General features: G+C 72.1%; 21 protein-coding genes. 8 read left to right on the top strand and 13 right to left on the bottom strand.

Annotated elements, in window-relative coordinates; all coding sequences use genetic code 11:
• Nucleotides 1-23 precede the first annotated feature (23 nt).
• Nucleotides 24-1,481 carry an amidophosphoribosyltransferase gene (purF, locus tag BM028_RS03515; RefSeq protein WP_071294476.1) on the bottom strand — a complete coding sequence of 486 codons (1,458 nt, stop codon included), beginning with the start codon at nucleotides 1,479-1,481 and terminating at the stop codon, nucleotides 24-26.
• Between the two features lie 73 nt (nucleotides 1,482-1,554).
• On the opposite strand from purF, the gene purM reads away from it, so the two are divergent.
• On the top strand, nucleotides 1,555-2,649 hold the full coding sequence (gene purM / locus BM028_RS03510; protein WP_092384574.1) for a phosphoribosylformylglycinamidine cyclo-ligase: 1,095 nt from the start codon (nucleotides 1,555-1,557) through the stop codon (nucleotides 2,647-2,649).
• A gap of 472 nt (nucleotides 2,650-3,121) precedes the next feature.
• Here purM and BM028_RS03505 read toward each other — a convergent pair whose 3' ends face one another.
• Entirely contained in the window at nucleotides 3,122-3,343 is a 222-nt protein-coding gene (locus BM028_RS03505) for a DUF3073 domain-containing protein (RefSeq protein ID WP_070417000.1), read from the bottom strand.
• 158 nt (nucleotides 3,344-3,501) lie between these two features.
• Between BM028_RS03505 and BM028_RS03500 the strand changes: the two genes are divergently transcribed.
• Nucleotides 3,502-4,665, top strand: coding sequence for an NAD(P)-binding domain-containing protein (locus BM028_RS03500; protein WP_092384572.1), 1,164 nt, complete (start codon nucleotides 3,502-3,504; stop codon nucleotides 4,663-4,665).
• A 104-nt stretch (nucleotides 4,666-4,769) separates the two neighbouring features.
• On the opposite strand, the gene BM028_RS03495 is transcribed toward BM028_RS03500, so the two are convergent.
• From BM028_RS03495 to BM028_RS03480, 4 genes are all read right to left on the bottom strand, one after another.
• Entirely contained in the window at nucleotides 4,770-5,210 is a 441-nt protein-coding gene (locus BM028_RS03495; protein WP_092384570.1) for a DoxX family protein, read from the bottom strand.
• A 109-nt stretch (nucleotides 5,211-5,319) separates the two neighbouring features.
• Nucleotides 5,320-5,583 carry a DUF3072 domain-containing protein gene (locus BM028_RS03490; RefSeq protein WP_070416997.1) on the bottom strand — a complete coding sequence of 88 codons (264 nt, stop codon included), beginning with the start codon at nucleotides 5,581-5,583 and terminating at the stop codon, nucleotides 5,320-5,322.
• Between the two features lie 124 nt (nucleotides 5,584-5,707).
• Nucleotides 5,708-6,445 (bottom strand): hypothetical protein, encoded by a 738-nt coding sequence (locus tag BM028_RS03485; protein WP_092384568.1) that lies wholly within the window; start codon nucleotides 6,443-6,445, stop codon nucleotides 5,708-5,710.
• Between the two features lie 11 nt (nucleotides 6,446-6,456).
• Nucleotides 6,457-8,670: an APC family permease gene (locus tag BM028_RS03480; RefSeq protein WP_092384566.1), complete on the bottom strand. Its 2,214-nt coding sequence runs from the start codon at nucleotides 8,668-8,670 to the stop codon at nucleotides 6,457-6,459.
• A 130-nt stretch (nucleotides 8,671-8,800) separates the two neighbouring features.
• Between BM028_RS03480 and BM028_RS03475 the strand changes: the two genes are divergently transcribed.
• Nucleotides 8,801-9,589, top strand: a complete 789-nt coding sequence (locus BM028_RS03475; protein ID WP_092384564.1) for a MerR family transcriptional regulator — start codon at nucleotides 8,801-8,803, stop codon at nucleotides 9,587-9,589.
• 69 nt (nucleotides 9,590-9,658) lie between these two features.
• Here the strand turns inward: BM028_RS03475 and BM028_RS03470 are convergent, their stop codons facing one another.
• The 3 genes from BM028_RS03470 to yczE all read right to left on the bottom strand — a co-directional run bounded on the left by BM028_RS03470 (nucleotide 9,659) and on the right by yczE (nucleotide 11,875).
• On the bottom strand, nucleotides 9,659-10,240 hold the full coding sequence (locus BM028_RS03470) for a PadR family transcriptional regulator (protein ID WP_092384562.1): 582 nt from the start codon (nucleotides 10,238-10,240) through the stop codon (nucleotides 9,659-9,661).
• A complete protein-coding gene (locus BM028_RS03465) occupies nucleotides 10,237-11,133 on the bottom strand; it encodes a DUF4097 family beta strand repeat-containing protein (RefSeq protein WP_092384560.1) in 897 nt (298 codons plus the stop codon). The genes BM028_RS03470 and BM028_RS03465 overlap by 4 nt, the downstream gene beginning before the upstream one ends.
• Before the next feature lie 76 nt (nucleotides 11,134-11,209).
• A complete protein-coding gene (yczE, locus tag BM028_RS03460) occupies nucleotides 11,210-11,875 on the bottom strand; it encodes a membrane protein YczE (protein ID WP_092384558.1) in 666 nt (221 codons plus the stop codon).
• Between the two features lie 60 nt (nucleotides 11,876-11,935).
• Between yczE and yczR the strand changes: the two genes are divergently transcribed.
• The 3 genes from yczR (at nucleotide 11,936) to BM028_RS03445 (ending at nucleotide 17,606) form a co-directional block, all read left to right on the top strand.
• Complete coding sequence (gene yczR / locus BM028_RS03455; protein WP_092384556.1) at nucleotides 11,936-13,387, top strand: MocR-like transcription factor YczR; 1,452 nt, start codon at nucleotides 11,936-11,938, stop codon at nucleotides 13,385-13,387.
• Between the two features lie 106 nt (nucleotides 13,388-13,493).
• Nucleotides 13,494-14,159: a DUF6518 family protein gene (locus BM028_RS03450; RefSeq protein WP_092384554.1), complete on the top strand. Its 666-nt coding sequence runs from the start codon at nucleotides 13,494-13,496 to the stop codon at nucleotides 14,157-14,159.
• 33 nt (nucleotides 14,160-14,192) lie between these two features.
• Entirely contained in the window at nucleotides 14,193-17,606 is a 3,414-nt protein-coding gene (locus tag BM028_RS03445) for an efflux RND transporter permease subunit (protein ID WP_092384552.1), read from the top strand.
• On the opposite strand, the gene BM028_RS03440 is transcribed toward BM028_RS03445, so the two are convergent.
• Both BM028_RS03440 and BM028_RS03435 read right to left on the bottom strand, forming a co-directional pair.
• Nucleotides 17,603-17,914 carry a hypothetical protein gene (locus BM028_RS03440; RefSeq protein WP_139199463.1) on the bottom strand — a complete coding sequence of 104 codons (312 nt, stop codon included), beginning with the start codon at nucleotides 17,912-17,914 and terminating at the stop codon, nucleotides 17,603-17,605. The genes BM028_RS03445 and BM028_RS03440 overlap by 4 nt on opposite strands.
• Before the next feature lie 204 nt (nucleotides 17,915-18,118).
• Entirely contained in the window at nucleotides 18,119-19,261 is a 1,143-nt protein-coding gene (locus BM028_RS03435; protein WP_092384550.1) for an alpha/beta hydrolase, read from the bottom strand.
• Between the two features lie 129 nt (nucleotides 19,262-19,390).
• Here BM028_RS03435 and BM028_RS03430 point away from each other — a divergent pair, with 129 nt between their 5' ends.
• On the top strand, nucleotides 19,391-20,245 hold the full coding sequence (locus BM028_RS03430; protein WP_092384548.1) for a PPK2 family polyphosphate kinase: 855 nt from the start codon (nucleotides 19,391-19,393) through the stop codon (nucleotides 20,243-20,245).
• 269 nt (nucleotides 20,246-20,514) lie between these two features.
• Entirely contained in the window at nucleotides 20,515-22,599 is a 2,085-nt protein-coding gene (locus BM028_RS03425; protein ID WP_092384546.1) for a DEAD/DEAH box helicase, read from the top strand.
• A 127-nt stretch (nucleotides 22,600-22,726) separates the two neighbouring features.
• Here BM028_RS03425 and BM028_RS03420 read toward each other — a convergent pair whose 3' ends face one another.
• Together BM028_RS03420 and BM028_RS03415 are read right to left on the bottom strand one after the other, a co-directional pair.
• Nucleotides 22,727-23,236, bottom strand: coding sequence for a mycothiol transferase (locus BM028_RS03420; protein ID WP_092384544.1), 510 nt, complete (start codon nucleotides 23,234-23,236; stop codon nucleotides 22,727-22,729).
• A gap of 36 nt (nucleotides 23,237-23,272) precedes the next feature.
• A complete protein-coding gene (locus tag BM028_RS03415) occupies nucleotides 23,273-23,839 on the bottom strand; it encodes a MarR family winged helix-turn-helix transcriptional regulator (protein WP_175495975.1) in 567 nt (188 codons plus the stop codon).
• Between the last annotated feature and the right edge of the window lie 70 nt (nucleotides 23,840-23,909).

Below are 23,909 nucleotides of genomic sequence, written 5' to 3'. Positions count from 1 at the left end.
TGGGTCGCGTCCGCGACCGTCGCTCAGCTGAGCTGGTTGGCCTCGACCCAGGACAGGTACTCCGGGCTGACCGTGCCCGTGACGTACTCGCCCGTGAAGCAGCTCATCTCGAGGTCCGTGACGTCGGAGCCCTCGATGATCGCGTCGCGCATGTCGCCGATCTCCTGGTAGATCAGGTGGTCGCTGCCGAGCACCTTGTTGATCTCCGGGATCTTCCGGTCGTGGGCGATGAGCTCCGCGCGGGTCGGCATGTTGATGCCGTAGACGTGCGGGTACCGGACCGGGGGAGCGGCGCTCGTGAACGTGACCTCGTTTGCCCCGGCGGCGCGGGCCATCTCGACGATCTCGCGGCTCGTGGTGCCGCGCACGATCGAGTCGTCGACGATGAGGATGTTCTTGCCCTTGAACTCGGACGACATCGCGTTGAGCTTCTGGCGCACCGACCGCTTGCGCTCCGCCTGCCCCGGCATGATGAACGTGCGGCCGACGTAGCGGTTCTTGTAGAAGCCCTCGCGGTACTCGATGCCGAGCTTCTGCGCGACCTGCATCGCGGCCGGGCGGCTCGAGTCCGGGATCGGCATGACCACGTCGATGTCACCCGTGGGGGCGTACTGCGCGATCGTGTCCGCCAGGCGGTTGCCCAGCCGGAGGCGGGCGTCGTACACCGAGATGCCGTTCATGACGGAGTCGGGACGGGCGAGGTAGACGTACTCGAACGAGCACGGCACCAGGCGCGGGTTCTTCGCGCACTGACGGGCGTGCATCTGGCCGTTCATCTCGATGAAGATCGCTTCACCGGGGGCGACGTCGCGGACGATCTCGTAGCCGCCGGACTCGAGCACGAGGGACTCGGAGGCGACGACCCACTCCGGCTTGCCGGCCTCGTCGAACTTGTGCCCGAGGATCAGCGGGCGGATGCCGAACGGGTCGCGGAACGCCAGCAGCCCGTGCCCGGCGATGGTCGCGATGGCGGCGTAGGAGCCCTCGACCCGCTCGTGCACGCGCTCGACGGCGTCGAAGACCTGCCCGGGGTCGAGGTCCTTGCCGCGCACCTGGCCCTGGAGCTCGTGCGCGAGCACGTTCACCAGCAGCTCGGTGTCGGAACTCGTGTTGAGGTGCCGCCGGTCGATGTCGAACAGCTCACGGGTGAGTTCCCGCGTGTTCGTCAGGTTGCCGTTGTGCACGAGGACGATGCCGTAGGGCGCGTTCACGTAGAACGGCTGGGCCTCTTCCTCGTTGCTGGCGGCACCCTTGGTGGCGTACCGGACGTGCCCGAGGCCCATGGTGCCCAGCAGGGCGCGCATGTCACGGGTGCGGAAGGACTCCCGCACGTGACCGCGGGTCTTGTGCATGTGGTGGATGTGACCCTCGACCGTGGCAATGCCCGTCGAGTCCTGTCCCCGGTGTTGCAGGAGGAGCAGTGCGTCGTAGATGGATTGGTTGGCGGGGCCCTGTGCAACGAGGCCGACGATGCCGCACATTCGCGGGTGTGCTCCAGACCGTAGAATCGGGGGGTACCGAACAAGTCTGCCATGTCACCGCGAAGGACTCAGCATGCCCAACCCGTACGCCGAAGCCGGAGTGGACACCGCCGCCGGTGACCTGGCCGTCGAACTCATGAAGTCCGCAGTCGCGGCCACCCACACCCCGTCGGTCATGGGCGGCGTCGGTGGCTTCGCCGGGCTCTACGACGTCTCGTTCCTGAAGGACTTCTCACGGCCGCTGCTCGCGACCTCCACCGACGGCGTCGGGACGAAGGTCGCCATCGCGCAGGCGATCGACAAGCACGACACGATCGGGCAGGACCTCGTCGGCATGGTCGTCGACGACATCGTCGTGGTCGGCGCCAAGCCGCTCTTCATGACGGACTACATCGCCTGCGGCCGGGTCGTCCCCGGGCGCATCGCGGACATCGTCGCCGGCATCGCCCGCGGCTGCTCGGAGACCGGCACTGCGCTGGTCGGGGGCGAGACGGCGGAGCACCCCGGGCTGCTCGGGCCGGACGACTACGACGTGGCCGGTGCCGCGGTCGGCGCGGTCGAGGCCGGGTCGCAGCTCGGCGCGCACCTCGTGCAGGACGGTGACGTCGTCGTGGCGATCGAGTCCTCCGGGCTGCACTCCAACGGGTACTCGCTCGTGCGGCACATCCTGTCGTCGCGCGGCGTCGGCTACACCGACTCGTTGCCGGAGCTCGGCGGCCTCGTCGGGGAAGCCCTGCTCGAGCCGACGCGCCTCTACACGTCGCCGCTGCTGTCGCTCATCGAGCAGCACCCGGGCGCCGTGCACTCGCTGTCACACGTCACGGGTGGTGGCATCGCAGCGAACCTGGCGCGCGTGCTGCCCGTCGGGTCCTGGGTCGAGGTCGATCGCTCCACGTGGGAGCCGCTCCCCGTCTTCCGTGTGCTCGCGTCGATGGCGGGCACTCCCATCGAGGACACCGAGGGCACCTGGAACCTCGGCATCGGCATGTTCGCGGTGGTCTCGGCCGCTGCGGCGTCGGACGTCATCGCGTCGCTCGGGGCCGCCGGGCTGCCGTCGTGGGCGGTCGGGATGATCTCGACCTCGGCGCGTGACCTCGACGGGTTCGAGCAGGGCGCGAAGGGCGTCGACGGCGGCGCGGTGCGGCTCGTGGGGGCGTACGCGGGCTGAGCGCCGGCGCCGCGCGCGCCGCGCGCGCCGCGGGCTCGAGGTCGCACGAACTGCCGTCCGGACTCCTTCCGGGCGGCAGTTCGTGCGACCGGGGCGGAACGGGCGCGGCAGGTCGTGCGACCTCGGGTTGGTCGTTCGTTGCGAGCGCGGGTCGTTGCGGGTGCGCGGGTGCGACATCGTCGCTGTCGTACGACGTCGGCTTTGTCGTTCGTTGCGTGCGCGGGTCGTTGCGGGTGCGCGGGTGCGACATCGTCGCTGTCGTGCGACCTCGGGGTGGTCGTTCGTTGCGTGCGCGGGACGTTGCAGGCGCGCGGGTGCGACATCGTCGCTGTCGTACGACGTCGAGGATGTCGTTCCGGGTCCGCGGGGCCCCGGCCGACGTCAGACGCGGGCGGCTGGCGGCACCGAGCGGCACGCACGACGAAACGCCGCGCTGCCCCGGAGGGTGCGCGGCGTCGTCATCGAGCCTGGGTCAGGCGGACTTGTTCTGGTCCTGCTGCGGTTCGAACTCGTCGTCTTCTTCGAGCTGGTCATCACCGTATTGGTCTGCCCAGCGGTCGACGTAGGAGTTCTCGTCCGAGTGTTGCCCGGCGGAGAGCTCTCGTTCGAGCGCACCGTAGTTCGTCTCCGGGCTGAAGTACTTCAGTTCCCGGGCGACCTTGGTGTGCTTCGCCTTCTGACGGCCGCGCCCCATGCGTGACCCCCTCGTGATCGGCTCTGGTCCGGTCCTGGCGGGAGAGGAGTCACCCGGGGAACCGAACGGTTTCGTGGTTTGAAATCTGCCGATCACTCTACCATGTACCCCGATCTGGACGTCGCCGCGACGGCCCCGCCCACAGCAGAATCGAAGTGATGACAGACGACGCGCAGGCCTCGGCCGAACAGCACGCCCGGGTCGTGGTGATCGGGGCGGGTCAGGCCGGCCTCTCGGTGGGATACCACCTCCGCCGGCTCGGCCTGACGCCGGGGAGCGATCTGGTGCTGCTCGACCGGGCGCCGAGCACGGGTGGCGCCTGGCAGTTCCGGTGGGAGGCCCTCCGCCTCGGAGCCGCGCACCGCGTGCACGACCTGCCTGGGATGAACGCGATGGGCCTCCGGTTCGACGACGCCGACCGGTCGCGACCGGCGCGGGACGTCGTCGGCGAGTACTACCGGCGCTTCGAGCAGCACTACGACCTGCGGGTCCGTCGCCCGGTCTCGGTGTCGTCCGTGTCGCGCATCGGGGACAGCCCCGGAGCGTCCGGAGGTCTGTGCGTCACCGTCCGGACCGCCGACGGGCGCACGAGCCGGATCGGCGCCGAGGTCGTCGTGAACGCCTCCGGGACGTGGGGCACGCCGTTCGTCCCGTGGTACCCGGGTCGCGATGCCTTCGGCGGTCGGCAGCTGGACACGACGGAGTACCGGAGTGCGGCGGAGTTCGCCGGTAAGGACGTGGTGGTCGTCGGCGGTGGCACCAGCGCGATCGGGTTCCTGCTCGAGCTCGACGGCGTCGCCGCGCGGACCCGGTGGTTCACCCGGCGGCCGGTGGTGTGGTCGGAGTCGGCGGCGCTCGACCTCGAGTCCGCGGTGGCGGCGGTCGACGAGCAGGACCGGGCCGCCAGGGCGGGGGAGACCCTGCCGAGCATCGTCTCCGGCACCGGTGTCCCCGTGTCGCGCCGGATCCGTGCCGGGCTCGAGCGGGGTGTGCTGCGGGACTCGCCGATGTTCACCCGGCTCGACGAGACCGGTGTGGTCACGGCAGACGGTGAGCACGTGCACGCCGACGCCGTGATCTGGGCGACCGGGTTCCGTGCGGACCTGCGGCACCTCGCGCCGCTGCACCTGCGGACCGCGGCCGGCGGCATCGTGGTCGAGGACGGTCGGTCGGTGGACCAGCCGCGGTTGTTCCTCGCGGGGTACGGGCCGCAGGCGTCGACCATCGGGGCGAACCGTGCCGGGCGGCGGATCGCCCGGCAGGTGATGGACGTGCTCGCGGGTGACGATGCGGGGTCGGCGCCGGCGGTCGGGTCCGACTGACCTCGCACGGTGCGACCTCGCCGACGCACCGTGCGAGGTTCCGCGCCCGGTGCGGGGCGGAGGCCGTCCCACGGAGCGCGGAACCTCGCACACTGGCGGGGGCGTCAGGCGGGCAGGGGCTCCTCGACGCCACGACGCCGGCGCGACGCCAGCAGGAACACCGCGTCGAGCGAGAACCGCCCCGGCCCGGTCAGCGCCACCGCGAGGGACGCCACCGCGAGCACGAGGACGTACTCGAACCCGCCGTCCTGCGAGTAGAACCCCGCGGACGCGTGCGCGAGCAGGCCGGCCACGACCATGTCGACCGCGAGCAGCACGCCCACGATCCGGGTCGCGACGCCGAGCACGAGGAACACCCCGCCGACGAGTTCGAGCCCGGCGACGAGGGGCGCCGCGACCTCGGCGAGGGGGACGCCCATGCCGGAGAAACCCTGGGACACGGAGCCGATCCCCTGCGCGAACTTCTGGGCGCCGTGGGCGATGAACACCACGCCGAGGACGATGCGGAGCGCGGTCAGGCCGATGGAGGTCGATGTCGTTCGCATGCCGTCGAAGCTAACCGGTGACGCGTCATCATCCACCCCCGTCCGGGGGACTTCCCGGACATCACCAGAACATGCCCAGGCCCGGGTCCGCAGAAGCGCGGACCCGCGTTCAGGAATCGGCGCCGCGTCCGGTCTGCTGCTGCAGGCGGTCGATGTGCTCCGAGGCCTCGGCCTTGGTGAGGTCGGCCGGGAGTTCCTCGCCGGCCTCGCGGGCGAGGGTGTCGAGGTAGCTGCGCTGCGGCCCGGTCATGGGCTCGTCACCGGTGACCCACTGCTCGGGGTCCTTGCTGGCGTCGGTGCTGGGGTCGGGGCGGGCGCCGCCGAGGGTCTCGGGCTGGTCGGTGCGGTCGTCGATCGGGTCTGCGTCACTCATGGCGTGGACGCTACGCCGCACCCCCGACCGGAAACCCCACCGTGGCGTCCCCCGGACACGCGGCGCCCACGCCCGCGGCAGCGCCCACGCCCGCGGGAGCGCCCACCCGCGGCAGCGCCCGCGGTCAGTCCGCGACCGCGGTGTACCGCACCAGGTCCGGACCGACCGAGCTCACCGCGATCGGGACCGACCGGTCCTCGCGGCGGATCCAGAGCGTCGCGGCACGCTCGTCGATCCGCTCGACCTCGTGCAGGGTGCCGTCGATCAGGACGGCAGCGCGGACCAGGACGTGCCCGGTGCCCGAGCGCGGCGGCAGCCCCACGACGTCGTCGCCGAAGGCCGGGTACCGACCGGGCGACAGGAACGGCGACACCGGGGTGGTCACGATCTCGAGGCCCTCGTCGACCGCGCGCACCGCCACGAGCCGCACCGCCTGGTCGGTGGGGAGCGGCACGTCGACGACCGGGGCGTCCGCGGAACCCGCCAGTGCGCGGAAGGCGGGCCGACCGTCGGGGGCGAGCCGCGCCTCCAGGCCGTCGATCCGGACCCGACCGCGACCGCGCGAATCCGCGTACGTGCCGGGCTCGATGCCGGACCGACGCGCCTCGATCCGGGAGACCACCACGCGGTCCGGGCGGTACCAGTCGCGGAGCGTCGCCGGGTCGACCCAGCCGATGCGGTGCGTCGAGTCCTCGGCCGCCTGCTCGTCGAGCGCACCGAGGGGGTGCGGGCCGCGGACGGCGACGAGTCCCTCGTGCGGGCCGCCGGGCGTCGGCTCGTGGTCGAGCACCTCGACGCGCTTCGAGACCTTGCCGCCGTGCCCGTCGAACGTGGCGAACGTGCGCAGGTCGGAGATCGTCATGACGACAGATGCTACGACGAGCGACCGTCGCCGCGTGGAGGCGACGGGACGAGGACGTGCATCTCACCGGTGCACTGGGTCGGGTCGACGCCCTCGGCGGGACCGGCCGGACGGGTCGCGCGGCGCGGCTGCAGGCTGTTCCGCTGGGCCGACCGGAGCAGTCGGTCGTCCTCGGCGTCGTGCTGGACGACGCCGTGCGGGGAGCGGCGGAGTGCGGGGCGGATCGGCTCGCCGCGGCGCTCCTGACCGGGGAGCGGGCGGGAACGCCGGCCGTACAGGAGTTCGGAGGAGTCGAGCAGCCAGGGCACCAGCGCGACGGTCACGCCGTGCACGAGCAGCAGCTTCTTCCGGATGCGGCGACCGCGGTGGTTGTGGAGGAAGGTCTCCCACCAGTGCCCGACGATGAAGACCGGCGTGTAGACGGTCACGACCTCGGAGCCGTGCTCCATCCGGTGCGCCTTGATGTACTTGATGAGCGGCATCGAGATGTCGCGGTAGGGGCTCGGCACGATGGTCAGAGGGACCTCGATGCCGTACTCCTCCCACTGCGCCCGGAGCCGGGCCGCATCGGCGTCGTCGATCGCGACGTGGAGGGCCTCGAAGCTCGCGTGCTTCGCGGCGATCGCGTAGTCGAGGGCCTTGAGCACGGGCTTCTGCAGCTTGTTCACCAGGACGATCGCGTGGTCGCCGGTCGCGCCGAACCGGGTCTCCTCGTCGGCCTCGATCTCGTGCGAGACGTCGCGGTAGTACCGGTTCACGCCGAGCATGAGCACGAACAGGATCGGCATGATCAGGAACACGAGCCAGGCGCCGTGCGTGAACTTCGTGATCGTGACGATGACGAGGACGACGAACGTGAAGGTCGCGCCGGTGGCGTTGATGGCGCGGGAGCGCATGACCTGCCCACGGTTGACCGGACCGTCCGCGGTGCCCGCCCGGTCCGCCCGCAGCAGCCGCGTCCAGTGCACGATCATCCCGGTCTGCCCGAGCGTGAACGACACGAACACACCGATGATGTAGAGCTGGATGAGGCTCGTGACGTTCGCCCGGTACACGATCAGCAGCGCCGCCGCGACGAGGGCGAGCACGATCACGCCGTTCGAGTAGATGAGCCGGTCGCCGCGGGTCGACAGGGCCTTCGGGGCGTACGAGTCCCGGGCGAGGATCGACCCGAGCAGCGGGAAGCCGTTGAACGCCGTGTTGGCGGCGAGCAGCAGCACCGCGGCGGTGGTCGCCTGGATCACGAAGAAGAGGACCGTGTTGTCGCCGAACGTCGCGGCCGCGATCTGCGCGATCAGGGAACGCTGCGGCGTCGTGGCGCACTGCGCGAAGCCCTGCAGGTCGCACGCGCTCTCGGCGTAGTGCACGCGGGAGATGAGGGCGAGCGTGATGAGACCGACGAACAGCACGATCGCGATCGACCCCATGAACACGAGGGTCATCTGCGCGTTCTTGATCTTCGGGCGGCGGAACGCCTGCACGCCGTTCGCGATCGCTTCGACACCGGTCAGCGCCGAACAGCCGGACGCGAACGCGCGGAGGAGCAGCAGGATGAACGCGGCCTGCGTCGTGTGCTCGACGTTCTGCACGGTGTAGGCGGCGGACTCCGCGACCGGGGCGTTGCCGACCGCGGCCCGGACGAGCCCGACGACGACCATCACGAAGACGCTCGCCACGAAGAGGTAGGTCGGCACGGCGAAGGCCTTGCTCGACTCGCGGACACCCCGGAGGTTCGCGGCGGCGAGGAGCACGACGAACACCAGGGCCAGTTCGACCCGGAACTCGTTGAGGAACGGGAGCGCGGAGATGATGTTGTCCACGCCGGACGCGACCGAGACCGCCACCGTCATGACGTAGTCGACGAGCAGCGCGGAGGCCACGACGAGCCCCGCCCTCTCGCCGAGGTTCCGGTGTGCCACCTCGTAGTCGCCGCCGCCGGACGGGTACGCCTTGATGAGCTGTCGGTAGGACGCGACGACCACGACGAGCAGCAGCACGACGAGGGCGGCGACCCACGGGGCGAACGTCAGGAAAGCCATCCCACCGAGCAGCAGGATCATGAGGAGTTCCTGCGGCGCGTACGCCACGGAGGACAGCGGGTCACTCGCGAAGATCGGCAGTGCCAGGTGCTTCGGGAGGAGCTGTCCCTCGAGCTTCTCGGAGGGGAGGGGATCCCCGATCAGTCGCGCTTTCAACGACCGGATCTCGTTCGTCACGAGCGGCAAACCTACTCATTTCCGGGCGCGAGTCAACACGGCCGACCCCGGTGGTATTCCCCGTCCGTGCCGGTTCGGGTCGGGCGCACCCCGGAAACCCCTTGCGGTTGACGCTGCGTCAACCTCTACCGTGGCCTGCATGAGGGATTCGACAGACACAGCAGCCGCAGCTGCGAAAGCACCGCACGGCATCGCCGACGTGGCGCGTTCCGCCGGTGTGTCGAGCCGCACGCTCCGGCACTACGACGCGATCGGCCTGCTGCCCGCGACCGCGGTCGGCGAGGGCGGGCTCCGACGCTACGACGACCGCGCGCTGGTCCGGTTGCAACGGATCCTCCTGCTGCGCGGGCTCGGACTCGGGCTGGCCGACGTCGGCCGGGTCCTCGACGGCGAGCAGGACGACGTCACGGCCCTCACGGCGCACGTCGCGTGGCTCGAACGCGAGCGCGACCGGCTCGCGCGGCAGCTCGCGGCCGTGCGGACCACCATCACGAGGATCGAGGAAGGACAGGACATGAACGCCACCGACACGTTCGACGGGTTCGACCAGACCCGCTTCCGGCAGGAGGTCGAGGAACGCTGGGGGCCCGCGGCCTGGGACCGAGGCGCACGCTGGTGGGAGTCGAAGGACCCCGCCGCGAAGGAGGCCTTCCAGGCGGAACAGCGGGCGATCGCGCAGGACGCCGCAGCGCTCGCCGCGTCGGGCGCGGGTCCGGCATCGGAGGCCGGCACGGCCCTCGCGCGGCGCCAGTTCGCCTGGCTCGCCGAGGCGACGCCCCCGGCCGAGCTCACCGCCGACCGGTTCCGCACGCTCGGTGACATGTACGTGCAGGACGAACGGTTCACGCACGCATACGAGTGGGCGGGCGCGGGTGCCGCCCGCGCCCTGCGGGACGCGATGCACGCCCTGGCCGACCGCGGTCTGTGACGGACGACCCGCGCCTCCTGGCGGACTGCCTGGAGGCGCGGGTCGTCACCGTCTGTCGGCCGCCGGTCGTCAGAGGGACTTGCGCAGCGCCTCCAGGCCGTCGCGCAGACGCGTGACCGTGTCCGCACCGAGCGTGCCGCGAGTCGCCCGACGGCGGAGGTCCGCGCGGACCTGCTGCCGGAACGACGACAGGACCATCTCGACCTCGCGCAGGGCGCGGGCGCCCTCGGACGTGACGTCCACGGGCTCGTCGGCGGTCCGGCCCCGCGGTGCCTGCGCGCTCGCCGCGAGGTCGGCGCGGAGCGACCGCATCGCCTCCCCCACCGAGGCGCGGACGCCGTCGGCCAGGGACTTCACCGAGTCGTTGACGCCGTTCTCGACCGCGGCGATCTCGTCGGCACGGGCGTCGAGCTCGGCACGGCCTGCGTCGGTGATGGCGTAGACGGTCTTCCGGCCGTCGGCGGACTTCGTGACGAGTCCCTCTTCCTCGAGCTTGGCGAGCCGCGGGTACACGGTGCCGGCGCTCGGGACGTAGGTGCCGCCGAAGCGGTCGCCGAGGGCCTGGATGACCTCGTACCCGTGCATCGGGTGGTCCGCCAGCAGCACGAGCAGGTAGAGGCGCAGGTGGCCGTGCGCGAAGACGGGGCTCATTCGGGCACCTCGCCGTCGTTCACCGGGGCCGCGGGCGTGGTCGGTGCAGCCGGCGCGGGCGGTGTCGTCGGTTCCGTCGGTGCCGTCGGCTCCGCGACGGGTGGGGCGTGCAGGACCGCGATGTCGCCGGACACCGAGTTCACCTTGAGGTCGAGCCACTGCCCGGACAGCTCGCCGCCCTGCTTGACGTAGGACCCCCGCACGCCGCGGATCTCCGAGTCGTCGAACTGCAGCTTGCCCGAGGCGGTGCTGACGGTGCACTGGTAGGGCACGCCGTCCTCGAGTCGGACGCTCACCGCACCGGACACCGTGTTGACGCGGGCCTGGTCGGGGGTGCCGTGCAGGTCGAGCACCACGTCGGCGCTCACCCCGTCGGCCGAGAACCGCGGGATCGCCCCGGTCGCCACGACGTCGCCGGACACGGTGTGGACCGTCAGTGCACCGTCGAGCTCGCGGATGGTCGTCGTGCCGGACACCGCGTTCACGGTGACGTCACCCGCGACGTCGTCGACGACGAGGTCGCCGGACACCGTGTTGAGCGTGGCGCCGCGGTTCGTGCCGGACAGCAGGGCCCCGGCCGAGACGACGCCGAGGGTGACGATGGCGTCGCGGGGCACGAGGACGCTGACGTCGGCGTGGGCCTTGCCGCGGAACGACTTCAGGAAGCCGATCGGGTCGTCCCACCGGACCTGCGGGTGGTCGATCGTGAGCGTGTCGCCGTCGAGCTCGATCTTCATCGGCTTGCCGGACACGCTGTGCACCTCGACGCGGGCGGTCGGCTCGTCGTGCGCGACGACGTCCACCTGTCCTCCGGCGAGTCCCACGCGCAAGCGGCGGACGATCCCGGTGTCGATCACCTTCGGCTCCTCGACGAGCCACTTCTCCTGGGCCATGTTGCCTCCTCGAACTCGCGATGTATCGCGTCTGTGGCAGACACGTTATATCGCGACCTGGACGCACGCAAGGGCTCTAGGCGACCTCCGAGGCGGCGGCGACCCGCGCCTCCTGGACCGGTGTGGCGGCACGCGTCCGTTCCGGGCTCCACGGGAACCGGCGGAAGACCGGCATGAGCGGCTGCACCATCGGACCGATCGCGAACGCCGCGACCACGGTGCCGGCTCCGACGTCGCCGCCGAGGAACCAGCCGACGATCACGACCGAGACCTCGATGACGGTCCGCGCCACCCACACCGGCCAGCCGAGGCGCTCGTGCAGGCCGACCATCAGGCCGTCACGAGCGCCCGTGCCGAAGCCGGCGCCGATGTAGAACGCGGTGGCGACCGCCAGGAGCACCAGCCCGGCGACGAACAGGAGGACCCGGCCGACGAGTTCCGACGGCGTCGGGACGAGCCAGAGCACGAGGTCGGCGCTCGGTCCGATCGCCAGGGCGTTGAGCAGCGTCCCGATGCCCGGCTTCTGGCGGAGCGGGATCCAGAACAGCAGGATGACGCCGCTCGACACCACGGTGATGACGCCGAAGGACCACGGCACCACGTTCTCGAGCCCCTCCGTGAGGACCGTCCACGACGAGACCCCGACGACCGCACGCACCTGCAGTGCCGTCGAGGCGCCGTAGAGGAACAGGCCCACGAAGAGCTGGACGAAGCGGAGCGTGAGGGCGGTCGAGCGGGGCATGGCTCGATCGTCGTGGAGATTGGACTGCGGGTCGAGAGCCAATTCCGCTACCGTGGATCCATGACCCCGGTCCTGCTCAGTGCCCGATCCGCAGCGCTCCTCCTCACCGACTGGCGCGCCGGTACCGACGCCCCCGCGTACGAGGCGCTGTCCGACGCGCTGCGCGTGCTCGTCATCGACGGCCGGATCCCGCAGGGCGTGCGGCTGCCCGCCGAGCGCGGCCTCGCCACCGCGCTGGGCGTCTCGCGCACCACCGTCGCGAACGCGTACTCGAGGCTCCGGTCCGACGGCTTCGTGGTGTCGCTCCGGGGGTCCGGCAGCGTGGTCCGGCTCCCGGCCGGGCTGATCGGCCGACCGGACCCGGAACGGCTCGGCGGTGTCGTCGACGACGACCTGCTCGACCTCCGCAAGGCCGCACTGCACGCGGCTCCCGGGATCGCCGAGGCGGTCGAGCGCGCGGTGCGGCACGTGCCCGCGGCGCTCGCCGGCATCGGGTACGACACCGTCGGGGACCCCGGGCTGCGCGCGGCGATCGCCGAGCGGTACACCGAACGCGGCCTGCCCACCGACCCGTCCCAGGTCGTCGTGACGATCGGGGCGCAGCACGCGATCGCCCTGCTCGCCCGGGTGCTCGTCCGCCGGGGCGACGCCGTCCTCGTCGAATCCCCGACCTACCCGCACGCGCACGAGGCCTTCCGCGAGGTCGGCGGTAGACTCGTCGGCGTGCCCGTCGACGCACGGACCGGGTGGGACGCCACAGCGCTCGAGACCACGATGCGCCGTACGGCGCCGGCGGTCGCCTACGTCATGCCGGAGCTGCACAACCCCACCGGAGCGACGATGTCCGCGTCCACCCGGGAGCTCCTGCTGTCCGTCGCTGCGTCGACCGGGACGACGGTCATCGCGGACGAGACCATGGGCGAGCTGCGGATCGAGGGCTCGCCGTCCCTGCCGCTGGCAGCGGCCGACCCGTCCGGGGCATCGGTCGTGATGATCGGGTCGGCCGACAAGGTGTTCTGGGGCGGCCTGCGGATCGGTTGGATCCGCGCCGCACCGGCGCTCCTGCAGCGGCTGCTCCTCGCCCGGCCGACGGGCGACCTCGGCACGCCCGTGCTCGACCAGTTGGTCGCGCGGGAGCTCGTCCCGCGGACGGCGGCGGTCCTGGAGGCGCGGCGCGAGTACCTGCGCCAGGGTCGCGACGACGTCGTGGGTGCGTTGCGCGCGCGGCTCCCGGAGTGGGACGTGCCGTCGCCGGCGGGCGGGTTGACGACGTGGGTCGGGCTCGGGCGCCCGGTGTCGAGCGCGCTGGTGCTCGCCGCGCGCGCCGAGGGCGTCGTGCTCGCGTCCGGCGGGGTCTTCGGCCCGGACGGTGGGTTCGAGCGGTTCCTGCGGGTGCCGTTCACGATGTCCCCGGCCGACCGGGTGCGGCTCGTCGACGTGCTCGAACGGTCGTGGGCGCGGATCGGTGGCGACGCCGCCGGCGTGCGGGGGTCGCTCGCCGCGGTGGTGTGACGCGCCCTCCTCGCTCGGCAGTGTCATCCTCCGGGGTGACGCCCCTCGTGCGATCTGGCTCTGCGGAGTGATGCGTGCGACGCCCGGCCACCGGGATCCTGGTCCCATGGAGACGACCATGCACGCCGGCACGACGGCCCGTCCGGCGCCCGCTCCGACCCACGCGGTGCCCGCCGCCGCCCGGGTCTCGATGGCGCTCACGGGGGCACTGCTCGCCGGGGTGCTGACCTCGTTCGGGCAGGCGGTGCCCGGACTCTCCTCCGTCGCGAACTCCGCCGGACCCTGGTTCGTCGTCGCGGCTGCGCTGTGCCTGCTCGCCGGTGTGCGGTCGGGGCGCTGGGCGTCACCGGTCGCGATGGTGCTCGGCGTCGTGCTCCTCGAGCTCATGCACGTGGGGTACTGGGCGGCGACGAACCTGCGTGGCTACCCGGACGTGCTGTCGATCACGAACTTCTGGGTCCTGATGGGCATCCCCGCCGGGGTGCTCGCGGGTGCGGTCGCGGTGGCACTCCGGTCCCGGGACGTCGGGTGGCGCGGGGCAGCGCTCGGGGCGACCGCCGCCGTGCTCGTCGGCGAGGGCGTCCGGGCCCTGCTGCAGGTCGCGGACACCACTGGGCCGGTGACCTGGGTGGTCGAGATCGTCGTCGGTCTGGCGGTGCTCGTCGTGGCGGTCGTGACGGCACGGACCCCGCTCGGCCGGATCGTGGCGCTCGCGACCGGCGTGCTCGGGACCGTGGGCGTGCTCGGCGCGTACCTGCTCCTCGGCGGCTGAGCGCGTCGAGGGACGCCCTGCAAGGATCAGGGTGTGCACCTCCTCTCGGTCTTCAGCCTCCGCAACCGGGCGCTCATCGCGCTCGTCACCGTCGTCGTCGCGGTGTTCGGCGGCATCGCGCTGACGAGCCTCAAGCAGGAGCTCATCCCCAGCGTCCAGTTCCCGCAGGTCGCCATCGTCAGCGCGTACCCCGGTGCCACGCCCGAGGTCGTGTCGAACGACGTGTCGACGAAGATCGAGCAGGCGATCCAGGTCGTGCCGAACCTCGAGTCGACCACCGCGACGTCGTCGACCGGGCAGAGCGTCGTCTCGGCGTCGTTCGACTACGGATCGAACCTCGCCAGCGCCGAGGACAAGATCCAGACCGCGGTGAACGCCCTGTCGCTCCCGGACACCGTGCAGACGCAGATCGTCACCGGGTCCTTCGACGACCTGCCCGTGCTGCAGCTCGCCGTCACGGGGAAGGGCGACCAGGAACAGCTGGTCGACCGGCTGAACGCCACGGCGATCCCCGACATCGAGAAGCTCGACGGCGTCCGGCAGGCCGACGTCTTCGGCAACCCGGGGCGCCGCGTCGTGATCACCCCGGACATCGACGAGCTCGCGTCGCGGGGTCTGAGCACCCAGTCCATCGCGGACGCACTCGACGACAACGGGACGCTCGTCCCCGGTGGCACGATCACCCAGGACGGCACGACGCTGTCGGTGCAGACGGGGGAGCGGATCGCCTCGATCAAGGACATCGAGGGGCTGCCGTTGACCGCGTCGTCGAGCGGCGGGTCGTCGTCCGGGGCGGGATCCTCCGGCAGCTCCTCGTCCGGCGGTGCGGCGGACGCCGGGGCAGGCGCGACCGGCGGGGCGGGCTCGACCGGGGCCGTGGACGCGACCAGTGGGACGGCGGCTGGCGGTGCGGCGGGAGCGAGCGGCGCCTCCAGTGCGACCGCCGGTGCCGGGACCGCCGCGACGACGCCGACCACCATCGGCGACGTGGCGAAGGTCGCGATCGAGGAGTCGCCGCGCACCTCGATCAGCCGCGTGAACGGCGAGACGGCACTGACCATCGCGATCACCAAGACGCAGGAAGCGAACACCGTCGACGTCTCGAAGACGGTCCGCGACGCCCTCCCCGGCATCGAGGCGAAGGTCGCCGGCGACCCCCGGTTCACCGTCGTGTTCGACCAGGCGCCCTACATCCAGCAGTCCATCGACTCCCTCGCCGAAGAGGGGCTCCTCGGCCTCGGGTTCGCCGTCGTCGTGATCCTGCTGTTCCTGCTCTCGGTGCGGTCGACGATCGTCACCGCGATCTCGATCCCGACCTCGGTGCTCCTCGCCGCGATCGGCATGCGGGCGACCGGGTACACGCTGAACGTCATCACGCTCGCCGCGCTCACCATCGCGATCGGGCGCGTGGTGGACGACTCGATCGTGGTCATCGAGAACATCAAGCGGCACCTGCAACCCGGGGTGGACCGGACCCGGGCGGTGCTCGACGCCGTCCGCGAGGTGGCCGGCGCCGTCACCGCGTCGACCCTCACCACCGTCGCCGTCTTCCTGCCGGTCGCGTTCGTCGCGGAGCTCGTCGGCGAGCTGTTCCGGCCGTTCGCCCTGACCGTGACGATGGCGCTCGTGGCCTCGCTGCTGGTGTCGCTGACGATCGTCCCGGTGCTCGCGTACTGGTTCCTCCGGACGCCCGCCGCCGGTGGCACCGTCGCTGGTGGCGCTGCCGCCGCGGGTGGCGCCGCCGCCCGTGGAGCCGGTGGCGCTGCTGCCGACGGGTCCGCTGCGACCGCCGCGCTGTCGTCCGCCGAGGACCTGCACGACGCCGGCACGTCCGACCGGCTCCGGCGCGGGTACCAGCCCGTGCTGCGATGGGCCATCGGTCGGCCGGCGCTCGTGGTGGTCCTGGCGGTCCTCGTGCTCGGCGGCACCGCGGCCGCCGTGCCGTTCGTCAAGACGAACTACCTCGGCGACTCCGGGCAGAACACCTTCACCGTCACGCAGGACCTCGAGCCGGGGACGAGCCTCGACGAGCAGTCCGACGCGGCGCAGGAGGTGGAGCGCGTGCTCCGCGGTGTCCAGGGTGTGCAGACCGTGCAGACCACCATCGGGACGAGCGGGCAGTCGATCCAGGCGGCCTTCGGAGGCGGGGCGTCGGCCTCCGTGCAGTACAACGTCACGACGGACGCCGGCGACGACCAGACCGCCATCCAGTCCACCGCGCGCGACCGCATCGACCGGATCGACGGCGTCGGCGAGGTCAGCCTCTCGTCGGCCGGTGGCGGCTTCGGCGGCTCGAGCGACATCGAGGTGGACGTCACCGCGCCGACCCAGGCAGAGCTCCGGACCGCGGCGGCGTCGGTGCTGCGCGAGATGCGGAAGGTCGACGGCACGACCGGCGCGACGAGCAACCTGTCGGCGTCCGAGCCGTACCTCGCCGTCCGGGTCGACCGGCAGGCGGCCGCCGAGCGCGGGCTGACCGAGACGCAGGTCGGCGGGATCGTCGCCGCGGCGGTCTCGCCCCGCGACACCGGCACGATCGAGATCGACGACGCGACGCTCGACGTGTACATCGCCGACCCCGAGCCCCCGACGACCGTCGCAGCACTGCGGTCGCTGTCCATCCCCACCTCGACCGGGTCGGTGCCGCTGTCCGACCTGGCGACCGTCGAGCAGTCCGAGGGGCCGACGTCCATCACGACGTCGAACGCCGTCCGGACGGCCACGATCACGGTGACCCCGGACTCGACGAACCTCGGCGCCGCCGTGCAGAACGTGACGGCGGCCGTCGACGGCCTCGACCTGCCGCGTGGCGCATCCGCCGAGATCGGCGGTGTCGCCTCGAGCCAGTCGTCGGCGTTCAGCCAGCTCCTGTTGGCCATGCTCGTCGCGGTCCTGATCGTCTACGTGATCATGGTCGCGACGTTCCGGAGCCTGCGGCAGCCGCTGCTGCTGCTCGTGTCGGTGCCGTTCGCGGTCACCGGCGCGCTGCTCCTGCAGATCGTGACGGGGATCCCGCTCGGTGTGGCGTCACTGATCGGCCTGCTCATGCTCGTCGGCATCGTGGTGACGAACGCGATCGTCCTCATCGACCTCGTCAACCAGTACCGGCGCCGGGGGCTCCGCGTGCACGATGCCCTGATCGAGGGTGCGACCAGACGACTCCGGCCGATCCTGATGACCGCCCTGGCGACGATCTTCGCGCTGCTCCCGATGGCCGTCGGGCTGACCGGCCGGTCCGGGTTCATCTCGCAGCCGCTCGCGCTCGTGGTCATCGGCGGGCTGGTGTCGTCGACGCTGCTCACCCTCGTGGTGCTGCCGTCGCTGTACGCCCTCGTCGAGGGGCTCTTCGAGCGGCGGGCCGACCGGCGGGCGGCGCGCGAGGCCGCGGCGGGGGAGGCCACTGCAGGGGATGCCGCTGCGCGTGGGGCCGCGGCGGGGGAGGACTAGCGGCGGTACTCCGCGTCGATCGCCGAGATCGGGTCGACGACGGAGGCAGCCGGCGCCGCCACGGGTGCCTCCTCGCGCTCGACGGCACGGAACCACGACACGAGGACGCACGTCAGCGTCACGAGGAACACCACGCCGGCGCCCTGCGACAGCACGGTCATCCGTCCCGTCACGGCCGCGTACCCGCCGAAGGCGACCGCGGCGGTGAACGACAGACCGAGCAGGAGCTCGGCGAACGTCTGCAGCGAGGAGTGGCGCTCCCAGCGGGAGGCAGTCGCGTGTGCAGGGCGCATCGAGGTGTCGGTCACCCCCGAAGTCTGCGGTGCGCGGGCGCCGAGCGGCAGTCCCGACTCCGGGTGCCACCCGGCCGGGGCACGTGCGTCCGGTGCCGGTGCCGGTGCCCGAGTCTCGGCCCCGCGGACACTTTCGCGTCCGCACCGCCCGAGGAACGTCCGCCGAACCGAGACTCGGGGCCGCGGCGGCCACCAGCCACGCGCGGCCCCGACCGCGCCTCAGTCCAGGTGCTCCCGCAGGAAGCTCGCCACGCGCTTGCTCATCGCCTCGTCGAGCTGCGCGATGGAGTGCGCCGACCCCTCGACCGCGACGAACGTCACCGGCACGTCATGTCGTCGGAGCGTCGCCGCGAACTCCTGCGACTCCCACAGCGGGATGAACTCGTCGGTGGAGTGGCCGATGAAGAACGGCGCCGTGTCCGAGGTCACGTGGTACTCCGGCGACGCCCGGGTCGCGGCCGGACAGTCCGAGTAGGTCCGGCAACCGAGGTACAGCAACTGCTTCCGCTGGAACGCGGCTGAGACGCCGTCGGCCTCGGTCGAACGGGTCGTCAGGTTCGTGGGGCCGCTCAGGTCGACGACGGCCCGGATCCGGTCGCCTTCGGCGTAGGCGGTCGAGTCGTGGTCCGTCACGGCGAGCATCGCCGCGAGGTTCCCACCGGCGCTGCCCCCGAACACCCCGACCCGCTTGCTGTCGACGTCGTAGGTGGACAGCGTCGTCGGACGGAACACCCAGTCGAGTGCCCGTCGGACGTCGTCCAGCCCGGCCGGGAACGGGTCCGTCGGGGCGAGCCGGTAGTCGACGTTGAAGGTGACGAAGCCCTCGGAGGCCAGGTACTTGCACACCGATCGGTACGCGGCGGTGGCCTTGTCGCCGTGGGACCAGCTCCCGCCGTGGATCATCAGGACGGCGGGACGCGCGCCGCTGGCCGCCTCGGCGAGGGCGGCGTCGCCGGCACCGGTCCCGTCGGCGGCTGCCCCGGCCCCCGCAGCGGCGACGCCGGCCCCGGAAGTCCCAGAAGCCCCGGCACCACTCGTACTCCCGCCCCCGGCCGCGTCGGCCCCGACATCGTCCGCCGTCGCGGAAGCCGTCCCGCCCGGCGTCGGCGTCGGGGTCCTCGTGGTGTCCGGCGCACTGTCCGCCGGCAGGCACACGTCGAGCCGCTGCAGCGCGTCCGACCCGTACGGCACGTCGGCGACGACGTCGATGCCGTGGTACCGGAGCGACAGGGGGTAGATGACGGGTCCGGCGGTCACCGTGCGGTTCTCGTCACCGACCGGGTCCGTGCTGCACGACGCGACCGCGCCGAGCGCCACGACCGCGGCGACGAGCGCGAGCAGCGTGCGACGGCCTGACCTCATCGGATCAACGGTAACCCGGTCCCCGCACGCCGTCGTCCATCCACGGGAGGAGCCGACCCGCCCCGAGGACCACCGCCGGACGAACCCGCCCGGCGGTGCCAGGATGGTGACGACCCCGCAGGAGGACCCGTGAGCCGTCGCAAGGCCTGGAACGCCGACCCCGAACCACTGCTCCGCGTCGAGGAGGGGTTCCGCCTCGACCGGGTCGACCCCGACGGCACCCCGGGCTTCCCGGGGCGGAAGATCGACGGGCTCGAGGCGCTCGCCGCCGGGGCCTCCCGACTGTCCGCGCTGCAGGAGCGACTCTGGGCAGCCTCGACCGCCGGTGACCAGCGCCGTGTGCTCCTCGTACTCCAGGCGATGGACACCGCGGGCAAGGGCGGGATCGTCTCGCACGTCGTCGGCGCGGTGGACCCGAACGGCGTGCACTACGCGGGGTTCAAGGCGCCGAACGCCGAGGAACGCGAGCACGACTTCCTCTGGCGCATCGAGCGACAGCTCCCGGGCGCCGGCCAGCTCGGCGTCTTCGACCGCTCCCACTACGAGGACGTCCTCATCCAGAAGGTCCGCGCGTTCGCCCCGCCGGAGGAGATCGAGCGCCGCTACGGAGCCATCGTCGACTTCGAGGACGAGCTCGCCGCGTCGGGCACGAGCCTCGTCAAGGTCATGCTCCACATCTCGAAGGACGAGCAGCGCGAACGACTCGGTGAGCGCCTCGACCGACCCGACAAGCACTGGAAGTTCAACCCCGGCGACATCGACGAGCGCCTGCTCTGGGACGACTACCAGGCCGCGTACCAGACGGTGTTCGACCGCACCTCGACCGCCACGAACCCCTGGTACGTCATCCCGGCGAACCGCAAGTGGTACGCCCGGCTCGCCGTGCAGCAGCTCCTGCTCCGCACGCTCGAGGACATGCAGCTCACCTGGCCCGCAGCGGACTTCGACGTGGCCGAGCAGCGGCAGCGGCTCGCCGAGTCCTGACCCGCGAACGGTCCAGGAGGCACGGATCGCCCCCGCCTCGCAGCCCCGGCCCGGCGGTGGGCTGGCCAGCGACGGTCCGATCGCGTAGACTCACTCGGTCGGCCTTCGACGCCGTGACATTGCGATCACGGAGTTTTCGTTTGGGTGTGTGTTGCTCGAGGGCTGGATTCACGTCGATCCGCGACGGGAAGAACCCCCTCTCCGCACGCAAGCCCCCGCCGATGTCGCTGCCGGGCGCTGCGGTACGTCTGCACCCCGAGAAAGTAGCCATGGCCCCGTACAACAAGGGCGGCGCGGACAACCGCGCCTCCGACCGCGTCCGTCACCCGAACGGCACCCCCGCCGCTCGCAGCAGCAAACACCGCGGTTTCCGCGCCGCCGAACCGTCCGCTCCGCGGCAGAAGCAGCGTTGGGACGCCGAGGAGCGTCGCGGCCGCGCGGCGCAGGGCGAGCGCCCGAGCCGTCCGAACTGGGAGCCGCGCGACGGTGGCCAGGGCCGCCCGCAGCGTGATGACCGTGGCGGCCGTCGCTTCGACCGCGACGACCGCTCCCCTCGTCGCTTCGACCGCGACGACCGTGCGCCCCGTCGTGACAACGACGACCGTCCGCGTCGTTCGTTCGACCGGGACGACCGTGCCCCGCGTCGCTTCGACCGCGACGATCGTGCCCCGCGTCGCTTCGACCGTGACGACCGTGCGCCCCGTCGTGACGACGACCGCGCCCCGCGCCGGTTCGACCGTGACGACCGCGCTCCCCGCCGGTTCGACCGGGACGATCGTGCGCCCCGCCGTGACAACGACGATCGTCCGCGCCGGAACTTCGACCGCGACGACCGCGCTCCCCGCCGGTTCGACCGCGACGATCGTGCGCCCCGCCGTGACGCCGACGACCGTCCGCGCCGGAACTTCGACCGCGACGACCGCGCTCCCCGTCGTGACGACGACCGCGCTCCCCGCCGGTTCGACCGCGACGACCGTGCGCCCCGTCGCTTCGACCGCGACGACCGTGCGCCCCGTCGTGACGACGACCGCGCCCCGCGCCGCTTCGACCGCGACGACCGCGCCCCGCGCCGCTTCGACCGCGACGACACCGAGCGCAAGCCCTTCGTCCCCGCCGACGACGTCAAGCTCGAGAAGCTCCAGGCCGAGGCGACCCTCGCGGCCGACGTCGAGGGCGTGACCTTCGCCGACCTCGGCATCGGCGGCAACATCTCCCGCGCCTTGGCCGAACTCGGCGCCACGAGCCCGTTCCCGATCCAGGCAGCGACGATCCCCGACGTGATCGCGGGCAAGGACGTGCTCGGCCGTGGCCGCACGGGCTCCGGCAAGACGATCGCCTTCGGCGCCCCGCTCGTCGAGAAGCTCATGGAGAACGGCGGCGGCACGAAGCGCAAGATGGGCCGCGCCCCGCGTGCGCTCATCCTCGCGCCGACGCGTGAGCTCGCGCTGCAGATCGACCGCACCGTGCAGCCGATCGCCCGCTCGGTGGGCCTCTTCACGACGCAGATCTACGGCGGTGTCCCGTACGGCCGCCAGGTCGGTGCGCTCGAGCGCGGCGTCGACATCATCGTCGGCACCCCGGGGCGCGTGCAGGACCTCATGAACAAGGGGACGCTCGACCTCAGCGAGGTCGTCATCTCCGTGCTCGACGAGGCCGACCACATGTGCGACCTCGGCTTCCTCGAGCCGGTGCAGGAGATCCTCTCCGCCACGGCCGAGGTCACCCCCGAGGGCAACCGCGCCCAGAAGCTCCTGTTCAGCGCGACGCTCGACGCCCAGGTCGCGTCGCTCGTCGAGCAGTTCCTGCACGAGCCGTCCGTCCACGAGGTCGCCGGTGAGGACCAGGCCTCGTCGACGATCGACCACCGCGTGCTCGTGGTCGAGCAGCGCCAGAAGGACCAGCTCCTCGAGGAGCTCGTCGCGGGCGCCGGCAAGACGATCGTGTTCGCCCGCACCCGCGCCTACGCCGAGCGGCTCGCCGACCAGTTCGAGGACGCCGGCATCCGCGCGACCTCGCTCCACGGCGACCTGAACCAGTCGCGCCGGCAGCGCAACCTGCAGCTCCTCACGAGCGGCCGCGTGAACGTGCTCGTCGCGACCGACGTCGCCGCCCGTGGCATCCACGTGGACGACGTGTCGCTCGTCGTGCAGGCCGACGCGCCCGACGACTACAAGGCGTACATGCACCGCTCGGGCCGCACGGGGCGTGCCGGCAAGGAGGGCACCGTCGTCACGATCGTCCCGCGCAGCCGTCGCCGCAAGATCGAGGGCATCCTCGAGCACGCGGAGATCGAGGCGGACCTCGTCGACGCCGCCCCCGGTGACGGGATCGTCGCGGAGCTCGCCGCGCGGTAGTCGCGAGCAGACGCAGGACGGGAGGCGCGGTGCCAGCTGGCACCGCGCCTCCCGTCCGTGACATGGTGAGCAGAAGCGGTCGGGTCGCCGCCGCCGACCCGACCCATTCTGATCACGATGCGCCGCGTCAGCGGTTGAAGAAGAGCAACCCGCGCACGTACCCGGCCTGTCCGGCGTGCTGCGTGCAGTCGTCGAGGATGCTGACGAGTCGCGCGCCCCGCGTGACGGGCGGGTCCCACGCGTCGTCGACCACCGGGTCGAAGTCCGCCGGCTCGAGCGTGCCGACGTACGCGACCGTGCGGTCGTGCACCGCGCGGAGGTAGCCGACCAGCAGGTCCGCCGAGGCGCGGACGCGTCCGACGTCGTCCCGCGACATGCCGTAGCCGAGCGCCTCGGCGGGGAAGGGCAGTCCGAACCGCTCCACCCAGCCGTCCGCCGTCCACACCTGCTCGGTGCCCGCGAGGTCCGCGATCTGGGCGTCCTGCCCGCGCGCGATGTGCCACGCGAGCCAGGCGAGGGTGTTCGCACCGGCGGCCGGACGTGCGGCCAGCTGGTCCTCCGACAGCCCGCTGACGGCGCGCTCGACCGTGGCGGGGACGCGGGAGAACGCTTCGATGAGGAGTTCTGAGGGGGTCATGCCGGCAACGCTACGCGCGGTGTCCGACACCGTTCGTCACGGCTGCAGGCCGGCGATCGTCCCCGCGACGGAGACCGATCGCGAGTGGCGTTCGAGCGCAGCGCCGAGCCGGTCGAAGGCGTCGGCGAGGCCGGCGCGGTCGCCGGGGGCGATGACCTCGCGGAACGCCGACGAGTAGACGGCGCCGATCTCGCGCGCCACCTCGGACCCGGACGGGGTGAGGTGGAGGAGGATGCTGCGGCGGTCGTCGGGGTTCGGGCGACGCTCGATGTGGTCGCGCTTCTCGAGCCGGTCGATCAGGCTCGTCATGGCACCCGTGGACAGCTCGAGGTACTCGCCTGCCTGCTTCGGGGTGATGCCCTCGCCGTCGGCGGACGCGAGGAAGAACACGAACCGGGCGTCCGTGGCGTTCAGCCCGCGGGTGGAGCTCTCGTGGTGCAGGACGCGCGCGTGCTGCATCTGCAGCACGCGGAACGCCGTCATCAGCTTCGCGACGTCGCCGTCCGGGTCGACCTCGGGGATGCTGACGGTCGGCGACACGGGGGCAGGGGGGAGCTGCGCGGCGTCCAGGGGTCGCGCGAGCGCGGTGGTGGTGTCCGTCATCGGGCGGCTCTTCTCGGGAGGGTGATCGGTTGCGCGATCGGCGGGACGGCACGGGTATGCCGTCGTGCTG

The sequence above is a fragment of the Curtobacterium sp. YR515 genome, assembly GCF_900113095.1.
Taxonomy (GTDB): domain Bacteria; phylum Actinomycetota; class Actinomycetes; order Actinomycetales; family Microbacteriaceae; genus Curtobacterium.
This window is presented reverse-complemented; position numbering and strand designations above follow the sequence as displayed.